The following is a 17,153-nucleotide window of genomic DNA, read 5'->3' as shown; positions in this document are numbered from 1 at the left end:
ACACTTAAAAGAAAGGCTCTAAGTATTCACTTAGAGCCTTTTTATTTCACTTTAAATTAGAATTAGAGTAACTGGTGCTTTGACAACACGACAACGACTTTCTCAATGAGACCACTACGAGAAAAGAGCTGTGAAGCCATTTCATGATTTAGCGTTAACGATGCAAATGCCTCACTTGTTCCGTCTTTAAACTGAACTTCAATACCCTGTGTTGGCTCATCATTGAGTTGGTAAATAAACGGTACCTGGCAGTAAGTAAAAGCCAGTTGCCCAGCCTGAACAATAAAGCTCTGCATTTGTCCTTCAATATTTTGGCAGTCAAAAGTCGCCGCTTTTTGTAAGAACTCTTTAGGACTAAGAAGTGAAGGGTTAATTACAATTGTTCCATCAACGACCTCTAGACCTAGCTCGCCAAAACGGGTAATCACTTCTTCCTTAACTTGCCCTGTCATCCCTGGCTGCTGTGCTCCAGAGTGCTTTGGCGTATGAGAATACGGATCCGTCGGAAACGCACCGTAGTTTTCCGGCGTTTTGTTGAAACCAATACCAGCTCTCACTTTGTAATAGTAATCCGCTAATTTAAGAGTTTCCTGGCTATTAGAATCCATACTCCAAGCATGCTGATAGTTTTCTTGCACAGCTAGCAGCAACTTAGAAACCATATGCCAATAGATACAACCTAAACCTTCATAACCAAACATGGTTCCCGAACGCCCAGTAAAGGCTTTATGGTTGAATACACGCTCATACAAACTAGATACATGACAAAATTCATCATCACTAATTGACGGGTAATCGGCTTTAATTTCATCAATCGCAGCCTGAAGGAAACCTTTGTTTTCAAAGCTTGAATTGAAGTGGTAAGAACCTTTGCTGTCTTGGTTTACTAATCGGTTATCTTTGGCAACAACCATCATGCTTAACAATTTGCTCTGGTCAATGTCTTTAGCGTCTAAACAGTTTTTGTCCATAAAAGAAGCCAGCTCACGGTCAGGGTAAAGCATGAAGCTATTTTGATCAGCACGATACATGTCACTGGCAAACAATTTATCCAACAACTCAACCGCTTGTTTAGATGATAATAGACCCGAGCTCAATACTGCAACTTGCCCTTCTAGCATAGGGTAAAGCTCTTCAACCATTAAGCTCTCACCAGAACAACTCAAGATGTTATACGCATTGTACAAACCGTCTTCACGCAAGTTGTTTGCAATCGTAGAATCTAGGACTTTTAAGCTCGCGCCCATCAATTGAACAATCGCTTCTTTCTCAACTTTCGTTTTCCCTGAGAATCCATTTACTCGGTACACGCGCTCACGATAATTAGCAGCGGATTTAGCCAGCTTAGTCAGCATTGCTTTACGCGTTTGACGAGTGACCGTATCTTGACGAATCTCTGTATTTGCCTCTGAAACGATCTGTGTAACAGAAGACATCCACTCAAACACTTCTTTGGAAATACTGTATGACGATGGTGACTTCTCTAACAGGCGCTGCATAAAGGCAACATAGCGACGCATGTAGTACAAGGTTACCATTGAGAGGCCGTTGCCAACGATAGCGTTGTTTGCATCATTCCATTCTGGACGTTGTGTATTGAGCCAAATACCACCATCAAGCACTAAGTTACTCAATTTCGCCAATAAAGGGACGAGTATCTTCTCCATTAAGTTGACCATATAAACTTCTTGGTCACCCGTCATCAACAAGCGACCGTCACTGCCTAAGCTCTTTACACGTTGCTCTGTCAATTCCTGCAAGTCTTGGTTGAACTCTACGGTATCTTTAGGGTTATCAAAGAGGCCTTGAACTCCACAAAGCTCGTAAGGCACGTTGGCATAACTAAAAATGTCACTCTCTAGTAATTCGATAAGATCGCTTTGCTCAAATTTGTCTGCTAACTCAAGGAATTTTAATAGATAAATGATTTGATGATCGCCCCAGTAACCAATGTTACTCCAAGGATCATCCGCCTCTAACAGCTCCCAATCTACACCATCTTTAGTAATTCGATACGGATTGTAACCATCCACCGTTGAAGCATTAACAAACTTAGAGATGAATGATTTGATGAACCCTGGATAACTAAGAGCCATCGCTTCCCAGTTTTGGAAAATATCACGCCAGTTGCCTTGATAAGAAAGTAAGCGTTCGCCATTTTCATCTTTAAGCTTAATCTCATAGTGGTTCCAAGGGCGACTAGGGTCACCATGACGACGTCCAAAAGTAAGCGGTAGATACTCGTAGCTCAATCGAACTAATTGAGAATCCCCTGTCGCTTTAGCGCGCGAAACTAATTCAGAATGGCTGAAAACATCCCCTAACTGATCAAAAAAGTCTTGATGGCGGCCAGCTACCTGAGAGTTGGCCTTTTCCATAGTTTTAACTACGTCAACCTTTTCTAACATATAGCCGTTTTCAAACACGCCACCACGCATGTTATTGAACAACACATTGGCGTAATGGTGAACGCTGGTATTTTCTTCAGCTGTTATTTGCCACGCATCCGCGCCAGACATTAATGTGATCAATTCATCTTGATTATCTGCAACGCTCTTTTCTAAAGCTAGTGCTAGGTTAGCAGGAACAGAGAGCTCAGATTGAAGCTGACAGATATCGGAATGAGTCTTGTCTATATCAGCGACAATCGACCAAACTTTGGTTTGATGTGCTCGCAGCGTCAGAGACTTATGAACTAAATAGCTCCCTCTAACCCCTTTCGTTAAAGGTTCACTTTTAACCGCTCGACCTTTTCTGAACGCATTAACTTGAGCACTCGTCAATAAAATTTGGCTGCTTTCCGTTTCTAAGCTGAAGACTGTCGTCGCTAGCAAAGATTCAGCAGGGTCGGCTCTATCGCTCAATTTCGCGTACATGCTGAACAGAGCTAATGAACTACCATCAACTTGTTCATTCCACTTGTACGCATCAACTAATGCACTTCTTGTTTGAAGAGCTGATAACGGAGCGCCTGAAGGAAGTATATTTTGTAAGCCATCTAGTGCTTCGACTTTACGCTCAAAGCTCGCGAGGTTGGTCAGTTTTGAACGACGAATAAAGCCGTATTTTTCACTCGTATTCCAGCTGTATTGGAACTGTAGTTGCAAAGTATGGTTTATCTCTTCAAATACAATCTTGTCTCCAATCGTATTTTTATAAAGATTGCGTTCAACATCAAAAATACCATCATGGAATGTATTAAACGGTTCCCAAAGTACAACCTTGTCGCCATGTTCAATACGGAAGATGGATTTTGAGCCGGTGTTTTCCGCATTTTCATGAATATGGTCAACAGACTTGTAAGGAAAAAGCGCATTTTCCGGACGAATGCGTCCAGCTGAAAGGCTGCCTGTTGATGAAATAAATAACCAGTGATCGCTCGACGATACAACGCTAATAAAGAATGGCGTCATTTGGTCAACATTAGAGATTTGGTAGTAACGCTCACCATCTAAATCAACGAACTTGCCATCGACCTCTGGTGTTGAGTTGTAGTCTTGTTTCATATCAAAATTCCAAAAAATTCTTACACTTAAACTTTGAAAGCGCTTTCTTTTGCGTTTCAAAAAGGATTTAAAGTTTACAAATGATGACAACGAGCAAAATGCTCTTCTGCAATTTGAGTCGGTTCTGGTATTGATTGCGTGCAAAGTTTATCGGCTTTCATACAACGGCTTGCGAACGGGCAACCTACGCTACTTGGCTTCCAAGAAGGGATATCGCCTTTTTTCACGTTCATGTCACGCTTGCCCGATTTACCGACTTCTGGCACTGCTGACAACAACAACTGAGAATACGGATGTTGTGGGTTCTGAGTGACGTTGTCGCTATTGCCCCATTCGACCATATGTCCTACATACATCACCGCCGTTTTCTCAGCAAAATAACGCGCTGTCGCAATGTCATGAGTGATGTACATGAACGAAATACCATGCTTATCCTTCAAGTCAGCCATTAGGTTTAAGATTCCTAACCGCACAGACACATCAAGCATAGAGATAGGTTCATCAGCTAGGATAACTTCAGGGCTAACAGCAATTGCGCGTGCAATTGCGACACGCTGTCGTTGTCCACCACTTAGTTCATGGGGGTACTTCTCTGCGGTCTCTTTAACTGGTGTAAGCCCAACCATTTCAAGCAATTCATAAACGAGGTTCGGAATCGCTTCTTTTTCTGCTCGTTTATGGATAAGTAATGGTCGCGCAATATGGTGGTAAATCGTATGTACAGGATTCAACGAGCCAAACGGGTCTTGAAAAATCATTTGCACTTGGCGTGCATATTCAAGCTCACCATATTTTTCAATATAATCAGACAGAGGCTCACCTTTGAATTCGATATCTCCAGCCGTCTTATCGTAAATTCGGGTAAGAATTCGAGCTCCTGTACTTTTCCCTGAGCCAGATTCGCCAACAATCGCTAATGCTTCTCCTTTACGAAGATCAAATGAAACATCATTTACGGCTCGCATCATATTGCTTTTGACTGACTGGCCAAGTGGGAAATCTTTTACCAAATTCTTAACTGATAAGATAACTTCGCTTTTATCAACGTTCTTTAAAGTATTCATAATCTTTCGCTCAAACTAGGTGACAAGATACGTGATGCCCAGTCGCAATAGCGCCCAAACGAGGCTCACTTTTAATGCACATTGAAATGCATTCGCCACATCGCTCTTGGAAGTTACATCCTTGAGGTGTATCCAAAAGGTTGACAGGATTCCCAGGGATCCCGTAGAGACGTTCTTTTGGCCCATGAATAGTCGGAAATGAAGAGATAAGCCCTTTTGTATAAGGATGCTTAGGTTCACTAAATACCGTTTTCGCATCACCTAATTCGATAAGGTTACCCGCATACATCACGCCAATTCGATCAGCAATTTCGCCCATTAGGCTTAAGTCGTGACTAATAAACAGAATAGAGAATCCAAACTTACTCTTCAGCTCATACAGTTCATTCAAGATTTCACGTTCGACCACCACATCAAGTGCCGTTGTTGGCTCATCCATGATGATCAATTTAGGTTCCAGCGCCAAAGCAATCGCAATAACAACTCGCTGACGCATCCCTCCACTCAGTTGATGGGGAAAGCTCGACATTCTATCGCCATGAATCCCAACCGTTCCTAACAGCTCGACCGCACGATCGTGAGCCTGTTTATAAGGTATTTTTTTGTGCGCTAGAATAACGTCCGTTAGCTGCTCACCGATGGTAATAACGGGATTAAGTGAATTCATTGCGCTTTGAAAAACAATAGAAACGTCATTCCAACGGAAGTCACGTAGCTGCTTGTTATTCATCTTTAAAACATCCTGCCCTTTGTAGAGTATTTCACCCTCAGAGATAAGCGCTGGTGCTTTATGTAATCGTGATATAGCAAAAGCCAATGTACTTTTACCGCAACCAGATTCACCGGCAATACCGAGCGTTTCACCGGGCGCAATGGAAATACTAACGTCATTAACGGCTCTTGCTACGCCATTAGGAGAAACGTAATCAACACACAGGTTATTAATTTCTAATAGATTGCTCATTATAGGCCTCGGCGTTTATCTGCTTCTTTTTTAAGTTTGTGCCACAGTTTGATGTGTGGGCCCGTACGTAATTTAGGGTTGCTCACTTGGTCAATAGACATGTTAATCAATGCGAGTCCACCACCAGTAATCGCTAACGCTAGTGCAGGCACCAGCATTTCCCACCATGCACCGGTATATAACGATGAAGAGGTCTGTGCCCAATACAACATAGAGCCCCAACTCACCTCTGTTGCATCACCTAAACCTAAAATACCTAGACCAGCTTCGGAGCCCATTGCGTAGATAACCGTGCCTAGGAAGCCACCAAAAACAATCGAAACTAAGTTTGGTAAGATCTCGACTAAAATAATGCGGATTTTTGATTCCCCCATCACCTCTGCAGAAATGATGAACTCTTTGCTTCTAATTGCCATGGTCTGTGCACGAATCACCCTAGCCCCCCAAGGCCAGGAGGTTATCCCTAACAACACGGTAATAACCAGCGAACCGACCTGCCCTAAGAATGCGGCGAGAACAATCAGCAAGGGTAATTGTGGAAACACAAGAAATACGTTAGTAATGAAGTTCAAGCGTTCATCGACTTTTCCACCAAAGTAACCAGATGAAACCCCAACTAGCACTGCTATTGTCATGGCTATTACGCCCGCAGAGATCGCAACAGTAAGCGACTTTCTTGCTCCAAATAGAACCTGGCTATATACATCACGTCCGCTACGAGTCGTGCCCATAATATGCTCAGAGCTTGGTGCAACATGTGGACGTGCTACGCGCTTTTCTGGGTTATGAGTCGATAATACAGGTGCAAATAACGCCCCGGCTAAGACAATCGTAAGTAAAAAAGTACCTATAATGGCCGGGGGGTTACCGTAGAAAAATGCGTAAGCTTTACCGAGAGTTTTCTTTACGTTTTTCCACGACCATTTTGGCTCACGTACTGGCATATTCGGCTGGTTAGCGGTTTTTTGAGTGTCCATTAAATTATCCATCATGCGCCTCAATTCGAGATTCTAGGGTCAAGCCAGACATATAGGAGGTCGGCAATAAAGTTAGCGGTAAGTACCGCTGTCACCAAGATAAGAAGAATGGCTTGGATAAGTGGGTAATCACGAGCAACGATGCCTTTAAGAAGGATGTTCCCCAAGCCTTGGTAGTTAAAAACCACTTCGGTCATGATTGAACCTGCGAATGAGAATCCGATTGCCATTGCAATAGCGGTCGCAACAGGAAGGATGGCATTTCGACCAGCATAGCGAGACATAACACGATAACTACTCAAGCCTTTGGCCTCTGCCATCGTTACGTAATCCTCACCCAACACGTTGATCATCGCATTACGCATATTGAAGACCCATGTTGCGATACCAACCAAGACCATTGAGCCCATAGGCAACACAGCGTGTTTGGCCACACTAGAAATAAACTCCCATGTAAAACCTGGCTCTAACGATGGGTCATAGGTGTATGCCAAAGGCAATAGTTCAAGTTTTAAACCGAAGAAATAGAACAACAGTAACGCGGTCACGATGTACGGGAAATTACTAATAAATGCCAAAACTGGCGGAACAATTTGTCCAAATAGCCCTTCACGTCGATACGATGCATACGTACCAATACTGACACCAATGATGAGAGCGACAATCAACGAACCAAGCGCGAGAAACATAGTCCACGGCAGTGCCATAGCAAGGACATCTGAGACACTTACAGGAAACATAAGTACTGATGGCCCCAAATCCAGAGTAAATACGCTTTTCATATAAGCGAAGTACTGTTCGAAAACATTGCCATCAACAAAACCGTACATTTCTCGAACAGCATCCATTTGAGCAGGATCCATTCGACCTTGAGCTGCAGCGAAAAGAGCATCAACAGGATCACCTGGCATTAGGCGAGGCAACATGAAATTAAACGAGATAGCGATTAAGAAAGCGGTAAAATAGAAGCCAAATCGGCGAATTAAAAACGACATAAAAATCTTTTAACCTAGGGGCTACAACCTAAGCTGTAGCCCTCTCAAAAATAACTTACTTAAGGTGTAGATTGTTGAGAATAATTACTCTCTTACCACCGTCGTACCATACTGGCTGTACGTATGGGTCTTTTTCACTTGGCCAACCAACAATATGTTTAGTACTGTATTGGAACCAAGTTGGGTTAGAAAATAGAGGGATAAAGGGAAGGTTTTCAGCGGTAAACTCCTGAAGTTCACTCAACACTTTCTCTTGCTGCTCTGCATCACCAATGTTGCCGAAGCTGTCGATCAATGCGTCGATTTCTGGTGAATTAACACCGTGACCAGCATGCCAAGTTTTTCCGATTCGAGATGTTGAGAAGTACTCTTGGTACGCCAAGATTGGATTTGTCGCTACCATTGACCAGTTAATTGACATGGTATATTTACTTTCTTTCAAATTGCTGTCATATACCGCCCAATCCACGGTCTTAACGTTTGCTTTCACACCCACTTCTTCAAAGTATTCAGATACCATCTGAACCACTTGGATCCAGTCGGTCCAACCGTTTACAACCTCAATATCAAACTCAACCGTTTCCCCGTTTGCTTTGTCGCGGAATCCATCACCGTTTTTGTCAACTAAGCCCGCTTCATCAAGTAAAGCGTTTGCTCTTTCAACATCGTACTTAGTTAGATAGCCATATTTCTTAGATACATTTTTATCAATGTGCGTTTCGTATAGCTCACCGATGCCACCAGCATTGAAGTTTGCAGTCGGATAACCGTAGGCAGCAATATCAACGATGGTTTCACGATCAAGTGCCATAGAAAGTGCTTGTCGTACTCTTAGGTCATCAAATGGCGCTTCTTTGGTATTTACGTAAAGGTGGATCGCATCATTCGCTGGATACCAAAAATGATTATTTTCTTTGTCCATATCGACAAATGTTGACTCAACGTCAGCAATAAAATTTGAACCCCAATCAATCTCACCTTTGATTAAGGCAGGTTGGATCTGAGAGTTGTCATTGTAAGAACGGAAGTTGATGCAATCTAAATAAGGTCTATTTTCTAAATAGTAATTTGGGTTTCGGCACAGCTCCATCTGTTGCGGTTTAATGTATTTAACCGTCGTCATTGGGCCACTACCTACCGGGTTAAGGTTGGTAAACGTTGTCAGCTCTTCAACTTTCGACCAAATATGCTTTGGTACAATATGGTAACGCTCTAAGTTCCAAGCAAATGTAGAATCCGCTTCCGTCAGCTCAAACACGACAGTTCGCGCGTCAATAGATTTGATTTCTTTTAAGTTACCTGAAGACCAAATACCTTTCTGGTCAAAAGCTGGTGCCTCTTTAGTCAACATAAAGCTAAAAACAACGTCGTCTGCAGTTAACTTTGAACCATCAGACCACTTCAAATTCTCTCGTAACTTAAGCGTCAATGTTTTCAGGTCAGTTGAATACTCAACCGACTCAGCCAGGCGATAATCAACATCACCTGTCATGTTGTTGAATACGACCAATGGCTCAAACATTACCCCATGCAGTAAGTCTTTAGTTGTATAAGGGTTAAAGTTTTCAACAAAGCCAGTATTGATAATTGGCACCGTTAGTGTACCACCCTGCTTAACTTCATCTGCTTGTACAGAGGCTCCGAATAAAGCTCCAATGGCGAGCGAAGCAATCAATGTCTTTTTGTGCATCACGTTGTCCTTTTAATGATAATAACCAGAAAGAAAGCGCTTTCTTTTAACTTTAAAAAAAGGGGGTGTTTTCGTATTCACTATCGGCCACTTGCATCAAGAAACCGCTTTCTTTAGGTGGATAATAAGCCGATAGAATGATTCTTCAACTTACATTTCGGTGAAACGAACCATAGATCACAAATTTAGAATAGATTGAGAATAGAAATACACAACAGTGCCATTCGTCGCATTAATTGTTTACTAACACGAAAAATAAATTAAAAACAATAAGTTAAAATACACTAATGGTACTCCATCGTCTTCCCTAATCGTCGAATCTCTCACCCATCAATAAACTTATGTGCTTTCTTTAAAATAGCCTTTCCGTCACGATTCTCAACATTCATAAGCTGTATCTATATATGATTCTCTCAAAAACAGAAGAAAGCGCTTTCTTGAGTGCCAAACCTATGTCAGCATACCAGTCATGAAATGTAAGCTCCCCCTTAGGACAACTATGTTTAACTTTTGGAATGGCAATAAATCAGGTAAAAGACAGCACTATGAGTTGGAGCTAATTCATAGCTTGTTGAATTGGGATCCGAACGAACCTATTGTCGTTCACAGCGATAATACTGACTTTCCAAGGGCTGAGGATGAAGGAAATATATTCCGCAAGAATTATGATGTACTCGTCACGGTGGCGGGAAACCGTAAATTTGCTGATAAGCCTACAATCAAACTCAACTCTCCAATTTGTAAAGGCTTACTAGGGCACCGTATCCTAATAATTAGGGAACAAGATCAACCCACCTTCCATAATATCAACAGCAATAAACTGAAATCACTTATCGCTGGAATTCCTGCCACATGGTCTGATGCTGAGCTGTTTAGAGCAAATGGATATCGAGTACTAGAGCAAGGAACGTTACCAGAGACTCTTAAACTTCTCTCAGATAAAAAATGTGATTATGTGTCACTCGGTGCCAATGAAGTAGAAAGCATATACCAAGAACACACCAATTCTCTGGATGGGCTAGTCATAGAAAAAAGTATTGTGCTTTATTACCCTCTTCCACTGGTCTTCTATGTCCACCCAGACAAAGCACAACTAGCTCAATTACTGCATGACAAACTGCAAGAACACATGCTCAGCGGTAAGTTTGATTCACTATTTAACCAACATTTTGGGGACGTAGTGAGCTCCATTGGATTAGAACATCGTAAAGCTATTAACCTCGTAAATAAGGGGCTACCGCCAGAGCTAAGGTCATTTAAGTCTCAATTCATCTCGTGATTATAAATAGAAGAAACTTAAAACCATGCACCTAGATTTACAACATTAGGAGCATCCTATTTATGCTCCTAATGTCGATATCATCAAGCCATAGGCAAGATAGCTAACGGCTTGCTTTTACATATAGCGGTGGATACTTAAGTCATCAGTTTTAATATCACTGGCAGAGCCACTGATCACGCTTGCCAAGATCTTTCCTGAGCCACATGCCATTGTCCAACCTAGAGTTCCATGGCCCGTATTGGTAAATAGGTTCTTGATAGGCGTCTTCCCTATGATAGGCGTACCATCTGGTGTCATTGGTCTTAACCCAGTCCAGTATTCAGCCTTAGAGAAATCCCCCGCTTGTGGGAAAAGATCTTTTATCACCATATCAATCGTGGCTTTGCGTTTTTCAGGGATAAGGTAATTAAAACCCGCAAGCTCGGCCGTACCCGCGATACGAATACGGTCATCAAATCGCGTCATCGCTACCTTGTAGGTTTCATCCATCACAGTCGAAGTTGGTGACTTATCTGCATTCACGATCGGTAGTGTTAACGAATACCCTTTCACTGGGTAAACCGGAATCGACAAATCGACTTGCTTCAGCAATTCTCGAGAATAGCTTCCTGAAGCAACCACGTAAGCATCCGCTTTGAACTCGCCTTTAGTCGTTGTAATACTCTCAATGGTTTGATTCTGATGATTGAGCTTGACCACTTCAGTATCAAATACGAACTGAACGCCGAGTTGCTTGGCTTTCTCAGTCAAGGTTAAACAGAACTGGTGACAATCACCGGTTTCATCATGTGGTAAATACAGGCCGCCCACTAGCTTGTCTTTAACGTCTGCTAAGCCCGACTCCACTGACAGACACTGTTCAACATCAAACAGCGAGTGTTCGATTCCACTCTCTGTTAATAGCTTCATATCCTGCTGAATAGCGTCCAATTGCTTTTCGCTTCGAAACACTTGTAGCGTCCCTTTTTGCCTACCTTCGTAAGACAGTTGTTCACTGGTTCTTAGATGAGTGAGACACTCTCGGCTGTAGTTAGCGACTCGCAGCATGCGCGATTTATTCTGTGCGTATTTGGCTTCATTACAGTTGGCGAGCATCTTAGTCGCCCAAGACACCAATTCAGGAGAAAGTGAAGGCTTAACTTTTAAAGGGGCATGCTCTTGGGTAAGCCACTTCATCGCTTTCAAAGGGATACCAGGCGCCGCCCATGGTGAAGAATAACCATAAGAAATTTGTCCTGCATTCGCAAAACTGGTTTCTTTACCACTGCTATCTTGACGATCAATAACCGTAACTGAGTGACCTTCTTTCGCCAAATACCAAGCGCTGGTCAACCCAATAACACCACTGCCAATTACAATAACTTCCATTATCTTCCCCTAATGCCCGACAAAACTAAAATCTGTCGAACACAGCTGTCAGTCTAAAACTCGTTTCATTAATAATTTGTAACTTATTCCGCTCGTGTTGACTTAACAATAGATAGCGCGTTGACAAAAAATCAATTCGACTTAAAAACGAATTCGGCAGTTTGGAAGTGTGATATTGGCGGTATTTGAAAGCTTAGGTAGGAGTCGCTAAGTAAATCGATTAAGCCTAGATATTGTAAGCGTCATGACTCAAGAAAGTGGCGTTCTCGAGTAAGAAATCCAACAAGGTTTCGGCTTGTAGCGTGAGTGCACGGCCTTTCAAAGATTGAACCTTAACCGTCGCCTTCGATAACATCTCCAACTCGGTCGCAACCACTTCAATCTGCCCTGACTTTATTTCATCGATCACAGTGAGCTTAGGCATAAAGGTTACGCCCAACCCTGCTGAAACAAAGTTAGTCAGAGCAGTGACTGAGTTAGTTTGAAGCTTTGGCTGCAAGGTAAGATGGGAAATTTGTTCAGCCTGCTTTACTAGCCTCCCCATACCGGTCGAGTTATCGATCAAGGCGAGAGAAGCGTCTTGAATATCTTGCATTACCACAGGCGCTTCTTTCATCGTAAGGAAATGCCCCTTAGGTGCAATCAATTCGAGCGGATGGCTGCGTTCAACGTGGGAGTGCAGTTTAGGGTGCGGTGCAGACGCATAGGTTATCGCAAAGTCTATCTGTTGATCTTCCAACATCTTGACCGCATCCAATGCCCCAGCGATCTCTATAGAAAGATTGATATCAGGGTAACGAGTCATGAAAGTTTGCATCGGTTTTGACACCAAGTTGGTAATAAACCCTTCACCGATGGCAATGCTGACATTGCCTCCTTTCAGATTTTTAAGCTTGGTTAGTCGAGCAAGTACAGCGGCCTCTCCACGAACAATGGAACGGTAGTAATTCAGCAGTTCATTACCCGCTTCGGTTAACAGTGATTGGCGGTTGTTGCGCTCCCATACTTTCATTTCCGCTTGCGCTTCTAACTGGGTCAGCATCCGACTCATCGCGGCAGGATCAACGTTCATCATCTTAGATGCCTTACGTAACGCCCCGTATTTTGACAACGCGTTTAAATACTCAAGAGCACGGATATTAAAGTGGTGCATTCAACTTCCTTGTGATTCGACTGACACTTAATCAAGCGTCTCACAATTTTCTCATTTGCCCATCTAGGAATTGAGTTACCGACACAACAAGTTTGCAAGTTGTGGGCTGAGTCACCAACAGAAGTATTTAAAGAAGGCTCGAAAGCCATGTGAAGAAGCGAACACTTATCTTGTGATAAAACAAAAACACAACTCAATTCTACGAGGAAGTGAGTTGTGCTTAATGTTAATCATCGGCAGTTAAAACCGCCAACCGAGTGCTATTTTAACGCAAGTAACTTGTCGACAAACTCTGAGAAACCGTACCCGCCCGGCTTGCTCATCACCACTGATGGATGATGCTCAAGTCGTTCCCAGTAATGCTGAATATTTGCTACACCGACACTGTTAGGCAAAATTTCAAACATATATTGGTCATTCATCGAGTCACCGACATAGCAACTACGCTCAAGTATCTCTTGGTCAGATAGCCCCTTCTCTTTGAGAAACGCGGTCGATGTCGCTTTCTTAGAGTGCTCACCATACCAAGCATTGATGTGAATAGAGCTTGCTGTTGCATGTGCACCTAATGCGTGAATCTTAGAGACAATCTCTTCGATAATGGCATCGTCGACTTTAGGACGGTTTTGACCGATATCGATTGCCACCTCACACAGGCGGTACGACTGATCCAGCGTTAAACTGAGCTCTGGGTAATCGCCCAAAATAGCTAATACTTGTTCTTTCAGCTTACTCTGATTGGCACTGATTTCTGGTAAAGGAACATCAGAACGCAATGTCAGATAGCCATTTTTCTTTTCCATAATAAACGCGCCGTTCTCGCCGAGAACCGCATCAACAGGCCACAACTGAGCAATGTGATCACACCAACCTGCACAAGCGCCCGTTACCGCAACCACTTTTTTCCCTGAATCACGAAGCTTGCTTAACGCAATCAAGGTTTCAGGTGGCAATTGACCTTGCCACGTTAAGGTGTCATCCACATCGGTTAACACCCAATCTATCTTTTTCCAATTTTGGTTCAATTCATTCGATACCGAATTCATTTCTACACCTCTAAATAATCAATCACTAAACAGTGTTAAAGCAAATTCGGTAAAAACATCACCAAGCTTTCAGAGAAAGTCAGCAACATCAGAACCGTGAGTAGTGCTAGCAACAAAGGAGCCACTTCTTTCACGAAGTCGACCATACGAACTTTTAAAATCGAGCAAACCGTAAACATCATCGAGCCAAATGGCGGAGTCACACCACCAATCATGATATTCACAATCACGATAATGCCGAAGTGAACTGGGTTAACGCCGAGGTTAAGTACAGCAGGAAGCAGCAATGGCGTGAGTATGATCATTGCCGCGCCGCCTTCGATGAACATGCCGACCACTAACAGCAATACGTTAATCAACAACAGCAAAACTAACTTGTTGTCGGTAAGCTCAATCAAAGCAGAAGCAACATTGTGAGGGATCTGCTCTAGCGTCATGTAGTAACCGAAGACCATGGCACCAATAATGATGAACATAACGCTACTTGTGCCCTGCACGGTTTCACGCATGATGAGCGGGATATGACGTAAACCCAGTTGACGATAAACGAAGATGCCAATAATCGCACAAAGCAATACGGCGATAGCCCCCGCTTCGGTAGGCGTAAACAAACCAAAACGCATGCCTAAAATAATGCCGAACGGGATCAGCAGTGCCGGAATCGCTTTTAGGAAGTAATGAAAACGCTCTTTGGCAGACGCAGGCTCCGAACGAGAAGGCTTGTAACGACGTTTACGCGCGATGAACGCGATCGTCACCATCAACGACAACGCCATCAAAAATGCAGGAACGTAACCCGCAATAAACATTTGATGAACCGACACGTTCGCTAACAACGCAAAAATGATTAAGTTGATACCGGGTGGAATCACAGGGCTGATACTTGAAGACGCAGCTGTCACAGCGGCCGTGAATGGCAAATCATAACCACGCTTGGTCATTTCAGGGGCTAGAATCTTCGATTGCATCGCCGCATCCGCATTTGCAGATCCAGAGATACCGCCCATCAGAGTACTCAATGCGACATTCACTTGAGCAAGGCCACCGGTTTTGTGACCAATCATCGAATCAGCAAAGGCAAGCAAGCTCTTACTGATCCCCGCATAGTTCATCACCGAACCCACCATGATAAAGAACGGAATGGCCAACAACGGAAAAGACTCAGAAGAGCTAATAAAGCGCTGCATGACCAAGCTCACCGGAATAGAGTCATTGATAAAAAGAAAGTAAACCATCGCCGATGCGATCAGAGAAAATGCGATGGGTATGTTCAATAGAAATAGAACAAACAGAATAAGGATTGGAAGATAGCTTTCCATAAATCGTACCTACTTAGAAGAGCGCTTTAGAGAAGCGACATCGCTCGCGATAAATCGAACGGTGTGGATCGCCATCAATGAGAAACAAAGCAACAGCACGCCATTGATAACAAAATACGACACGCCCATTACTGGCGTTACCTTGTTAGATAGCATGAGATACTGATAACTCAGAACCGCCATTAAGATGTTCAGAGCCAGTAGGAAAACGGAAACACATAGCCTAAATGGAATTTTTGCTTTTTCTGGCAACATGGCAACCACCACATCGACTCCCATGTGAAGCTTGTGTTTGTAACAGGAGCTAATTCCTAAGTAGACAGCCCAGATAAAGCAAATAACCGACAGCTCTTCACTCCACGGGACAACAAAGCCAAATCCATAACGCAAGACGACGTTAACGATAACAACCAAAACGGTGATCGAAATAGCGATAGAAGCGAGGATTTCTTCAATATTTTTTAATAAAAACAAAAGACTTCTCCAGCGAAATACCTAATACGACGTGGTATTTCAGGAATAAAACGGCCTAAAGATGTTTAGGCCGTAATCATTAACTAATTAAATTTTATGTGTGCAGGATTACTGTGCCGCTCGAATCGTTTCCAACTCTTGCATGATCGTTGCGTGTATACCTTCGCTCCATGTTGGGAATTGGTTGTATACGTCCGCAGTCAGTTGGTTGAACTCATCAGAATTAACTTCGTTGAAGGTAACGCCTAGCTCTTCAAGTTTCTGAGTGTATTCAACATCCAGTTTAACTAGCTCAGCAGTGTTAGATTCAGCACCCGCTTCTAACTCTTCGTTAATGATCTGCTGTTGCTCTGGCGTAAATTTGTCCCAAAGCGTTGGTGAAATGTAGATACCCACTGTGCCAAGGAAGTGCTTAGTCAAAGACATGTTCTTAGCCACTTCGTAGATCTTGGTTGAGTACATAGTCAGAATAGAACCCTCAAGACCGTCAACAACGCCTTGTTGAACACCTGCATAGGTCTCAGGGAATGGAAGAGAAGCTGGAGCTGCGCCCATTGCTGAAAGCGTGCTAATGAACAGCTGACTTTGTGGAACACGAATACGCATGCCTTTCATGTCTTCAGAGTTCACGATCTCTTTATTAGTGATCATGTGACGGAAGCCAAACATGTAGTCTGCATTCAGTACTTTGATGCCTTTCTCTTCGGCTTTAGCCTTTAGACCAGCGACAAATTCAGTGCCCATCATCGCTAAGTATTCATCGTAAGTGTTGTACAACATTGGGCCTGCAAGCGCTGCAAAATCAGGTACGTAATCACCTAGGTAAGTCAAATCCTCTACAGCGATCCAGTTTGCGCCGTTAACCACTTGTTCCAAGTTATCTTTATAAACAGGTAACTGACCACCAGGGAAAACTTTAATATTGACCGAGCCATCGGTTCTTTCTCTAATTTTGTCGGTCGCTTTAATAAGTTCTTGTGTTAACAACTCATTTTGAGTGAACACAAGGCTCATGTTGATATTAATCGGCTCATCTTTAGCTTCAGAACCAGCCTTGTCAGCTTCACCACAACCAACAAGCAGCGTTGCCGCCATAATTACTGTACCTAATAGCTTTTTCATTTCTAATCACCTTTTCTTGGCTATCGTTTTCTAAATATAGAGGGTGTTATTAAGTTTTCGTAGAGTATGTAAGCGAATTATTACATTCATATGAACATTAATCTTGGCGACTTGAACATTGCGAGCATAAGGTCTCACTATTGTATAAACTCTGTACAACACTTTTAAGCTAGCTCTCATATAAAGTAAGCAG

The 17,153-nt window shown here is 42.9% G+C and carries 13 protein-coding genes; 1 reads left to right on the top strand and 12 read right to left on the bottom strand.

Translation table 11 applies throughout. The features are described 5' to 3' along the window. Positions 1-62: 62 nt before the first annotated feature. The 6 genes from AB6E85_RS14655 to AB6E85_RS14630 form a co-directional block, all read right to left on the bottom strand. A complete protein-coding gene (locus AB6E85_RS14655; protein WP_102319663.1) occupies positions 63-3,506 on the bottom strand; it encodes a hypothetical protein in 3,444 nt (1,147 codons plus the stop codon). Positions 3,507-3,580: 74 nt separating this feature from the next. Next, a complete protein-coding gene (locus tag AB6E85_RS14650; RefSeq protein WP_017071889.1) occupies positions 3,581-4,570 on the bottom strand; it encodes an ABC transporter ATP-binding protein in 990 nt (329 codons plus the stop codon). Positions 4,571-4,580: 10 nt separating this feature from the next. Next, the gene (locus AB6E85_RS14645) at positions 4,581-5,534 is read right to left on the bottom strand and encodes an ABC transporter ATP-binding protein (protein ID WP_019821072.1); all 954 of its coding nucleotides are present in this window, start codon (positions 5,532-5,534) and stop codon (positions 4,581-4,583) included. Further along, positions 5,534-6,511 carry an ABC transporter permease subunit gene (locus tag AB6E85_RS14640; protein WP_019821070.1) on the bottom strand — a complete coding sequence of 326 codons (978 nt, stop codon included), beginning with the start codon at positions 6,509-6,511 and terminating at the stop codon, positions 5,534-5,536. Before AB6E85_RS14640 ends, AB6E85_RS14645 begins: the two co-directional genes overlap by 1 nt. A 20-nt stretch (positions 6,512-6,531) precedes the next feature. Continuing rightward, positions 6,532-7,506: an ABC transporter permease gene (locus tag AB6E85_RS14635; protein ID WP_017071753.1), complete on the bottom strand. Its 975-nt coding sequence runs from the start codon at positions 7,504-7,506 to the stop codon at positions 6,532-6,534. Between the two features lie 55 nt (positions 7,507-7,561). After that, positions 7,562-9,196 carry an ABC transporter substrate-binding protein gene (locus AB6E85_RS14630; RefSeq protein ID WP_372143112.1) on the bottom strand — a complete coding sequence of 545 codons (1,635 nt, stop codon included), beginning with the start codon at positions 9,194-9,196 and terminating at the stop codon, positions 7,562-7,564. 499 nt (positions 9,197-9,695) lie between these two features. On the opposite strand from AB6E85_RS14630, the gene AB6E85_RS14625 reads away from it, so the two are divergent. Continuing rightward, positions 9,696-10,475: an ABC transporter substrate-binding protein gene (locus AB6E85_RS14625; RefSeq protein ID WP_372143111.1), complete on the top strand. Its 780-nt coding sequence runs from the start codon at positions 9,696-9,698 to the stop codon at positions 10,473-10,475. A 117-nt stretch (positions 10,476-10,592) separates the two neighbouring features. On the opposite strand, the gene AB6E85_RS14620 is transcribed toward AB6E85_RS14625, so the two are convergent. The 6 genes from AB6E85_RS14620 to AB6E85_RS14595 all read right to left on the bottom strand — a co-directional run bounded on the left by AB6E85_RS14620 (position 10,593) and on the right by AB6E85_RS14595 (position 16,960). After that, the gene (locus AB6E85_RS14620) at positions 10,593-11,846 is read right to left on the bottom strand and encodes a D-amino acid dehydrogenase (protein WP_372143110.1); all 1,254 of its coding nucleotides are present in this window, start codon (positions 11,844-11,846) and stop codon (positions 10,593-10,595) included. A 226-nt stretch (positions 11,847-12,072) separates the two neighbouring features. After that, positions 12,073-12,999 carry a LysR family transcriptional regulator gene (locus AB6E85_RS14615; protein WP_372143109.1) on the bottom strand — a complete coding sequence of 309 codons (927 nt, stop codon included), beginning with the start codon at positions 12,997-12,999 and terminating at the stop codon, positions 12,073-12,075. Positions 13,000-13,259: 260 nt separating this feature from the next. Then, entirely contained in the window at positions 13,260-14,045 is a 786-nt protein-coding gene (locus tag AB6E85_RS14610) for an HAD-IIB family hydrolase (protein ID WP_372143108.1), read from the bottom strand. 35 nt (positions 14,046-14,080) lie between these two features. Continuing rightward, the gene (locus AB6E85_RS14605; RefSeq protein WP_059020681.1) at positions 14,081-15,364 is read right to left on the bottom strand and encodes a TRAP transporter large permease; all 1,284 of its coding nucleotides are present in this window, start codon (positions 15,362-15,364) and stop codon (positions 14,081-14,083) included. Between the two features lie 9 nt (positions 15,365-15,373). Continuing rightward, the gene (locus AB6E85_RS14600; RefSeq protein WP_052879053.1) at positions 15,374-15,838 is read right to left on the bottom strand and encodes a TRAP transporter small permease; all 465 of its coding nucleotides are present in this window, start codon (positions 15,836-15,838) and stop codon (positions 15,374-15,376) included. A 108-nt stretch (positions 15,839-15,946) separates the two neighbouring features. Beyond that, positions 15,947-16,960 carry a C4-dicarboxylate TRAP transporter substrate-binding protein gene (locus AB6E85_RS14595; protein WP_372143107.1) on the bottom strand — a complete coding sequence of 338 codons (1,014 nt, stop codon included), beginning with the start codon at positions 16,958-16,960 and terminating at the stop codon, positions 15,947-15,949. Positions 16,961-17,153 lie beyond the last annotated feature (193 nt).

Origin of the sequence: Vibrio sp. 10N.247.311.51 (assembly GCF_041467855.1) — a bacterium.
Classification (GTDB): domain Bacteria; phylum Pseudomonadota; class Gammaproteobacteria; order Enterobacterales; family Vibrionaceae; genus Vibrio; species Vibrio coralliirubri.
Note: the sequence above shows the minus strand (reverse complement) of the source record. Positions and strands in the feature narration are given on the sequence as shown.

What these genes read in the sequence shown, in the direction of transcription:
- AB6E85_RS14655 (WP_102319663.1), bottom strand. Translation starts at nt 3,506, where the DNA reads ATGAAACAAGACTACAACTCAACACCAGAGGTCGATGGCAAGTTCGTT.
- AB6E85_RS14650 (WP_017071889.1), bottom strand. Translation starts at nt 4,570, where the DNA reads ATGAATACTTTAAAGAACGTTGATAAAAGCGAAGTTATCTTATCAGTT.
- AB6E85_RS14645 (WP_019821072.1), bottom strand. Translation starts at nt 5,534, where the DNA reads ATGAGCAATCTATTAGAAATTAATAACCTGTGTGTTGATTACGTTTCT.
- AB6E85_RS14640 (WP_019821070.1), bottom strand. Translation starts at nt 6,511, where the DNA reads ATGGACACTCAAAAAACCGCTAACCAGCCGAATATGCCAGTACGTGAG.
- AB6E85_RS14635 (WP_017071753.1), bottom strand. Translation starts at nt 7,506, where the DNA reads ATGTCGTTTTTAATTCGCCGATTTGGCTTCTATTTTACCGCTTTCTTA.
- AB6E85_RS14630 (WP_372143112.1), bottom strand. Translation starts at nt 9,196, where the DNA reads ATGCACAAAAAGACATTGATTGCTTCGCTCGCCATTGGAGCTTTATTC.
- AB6E85_RS14625 (WP_372143111.1), top strand. Translation starts at nt 9,696, where the DNA reads ATGTTTAACTTTTGGAATGGCAATAAATCAGGTAAAAGACAGCACTAT.
- AB6E85_RS14620 (WP_372143110.1), bottom strand. Translation starts at nt 11,846, where the DNA reads ATGGAAGTTATTGTAATTGGCAGTGGTGTTATTGGGTTGACCAGCGCT.
- AB6E85_RS14615 (WP_372143109.1), bottom strand. Translation starts at nt 12,999, where the DNA reads ATGCACCACTTTAATATCCGTGCTCTTGAGTATTTAAACGCGTTGTCA.
- AB6E85_RS14610 (WP_372143108.1), bottom strand. Translation starts at nt 14,045, where the DNA reads ATGAATTCGGTATCGAATGAATTGAACCAAAATTGGAAAAAGATAGAT.
- AB6E85_RS14605 (WP_059020681.1), bottom strand. Translation starts at nt 15,364, where the DNA reads ATGGAAAGCTATCTTCCAATCCTTATTCTGTTTGTTCTATTTCTATTG.
- AB6E85_RS14595 (WP_372143107.1), bottom strand. Translation starts at nt 16,960, where the DNA reads ATGAAAAAGCTATTAGGTACAGTAATTATGGCGGCAACGCTGCTTGTT.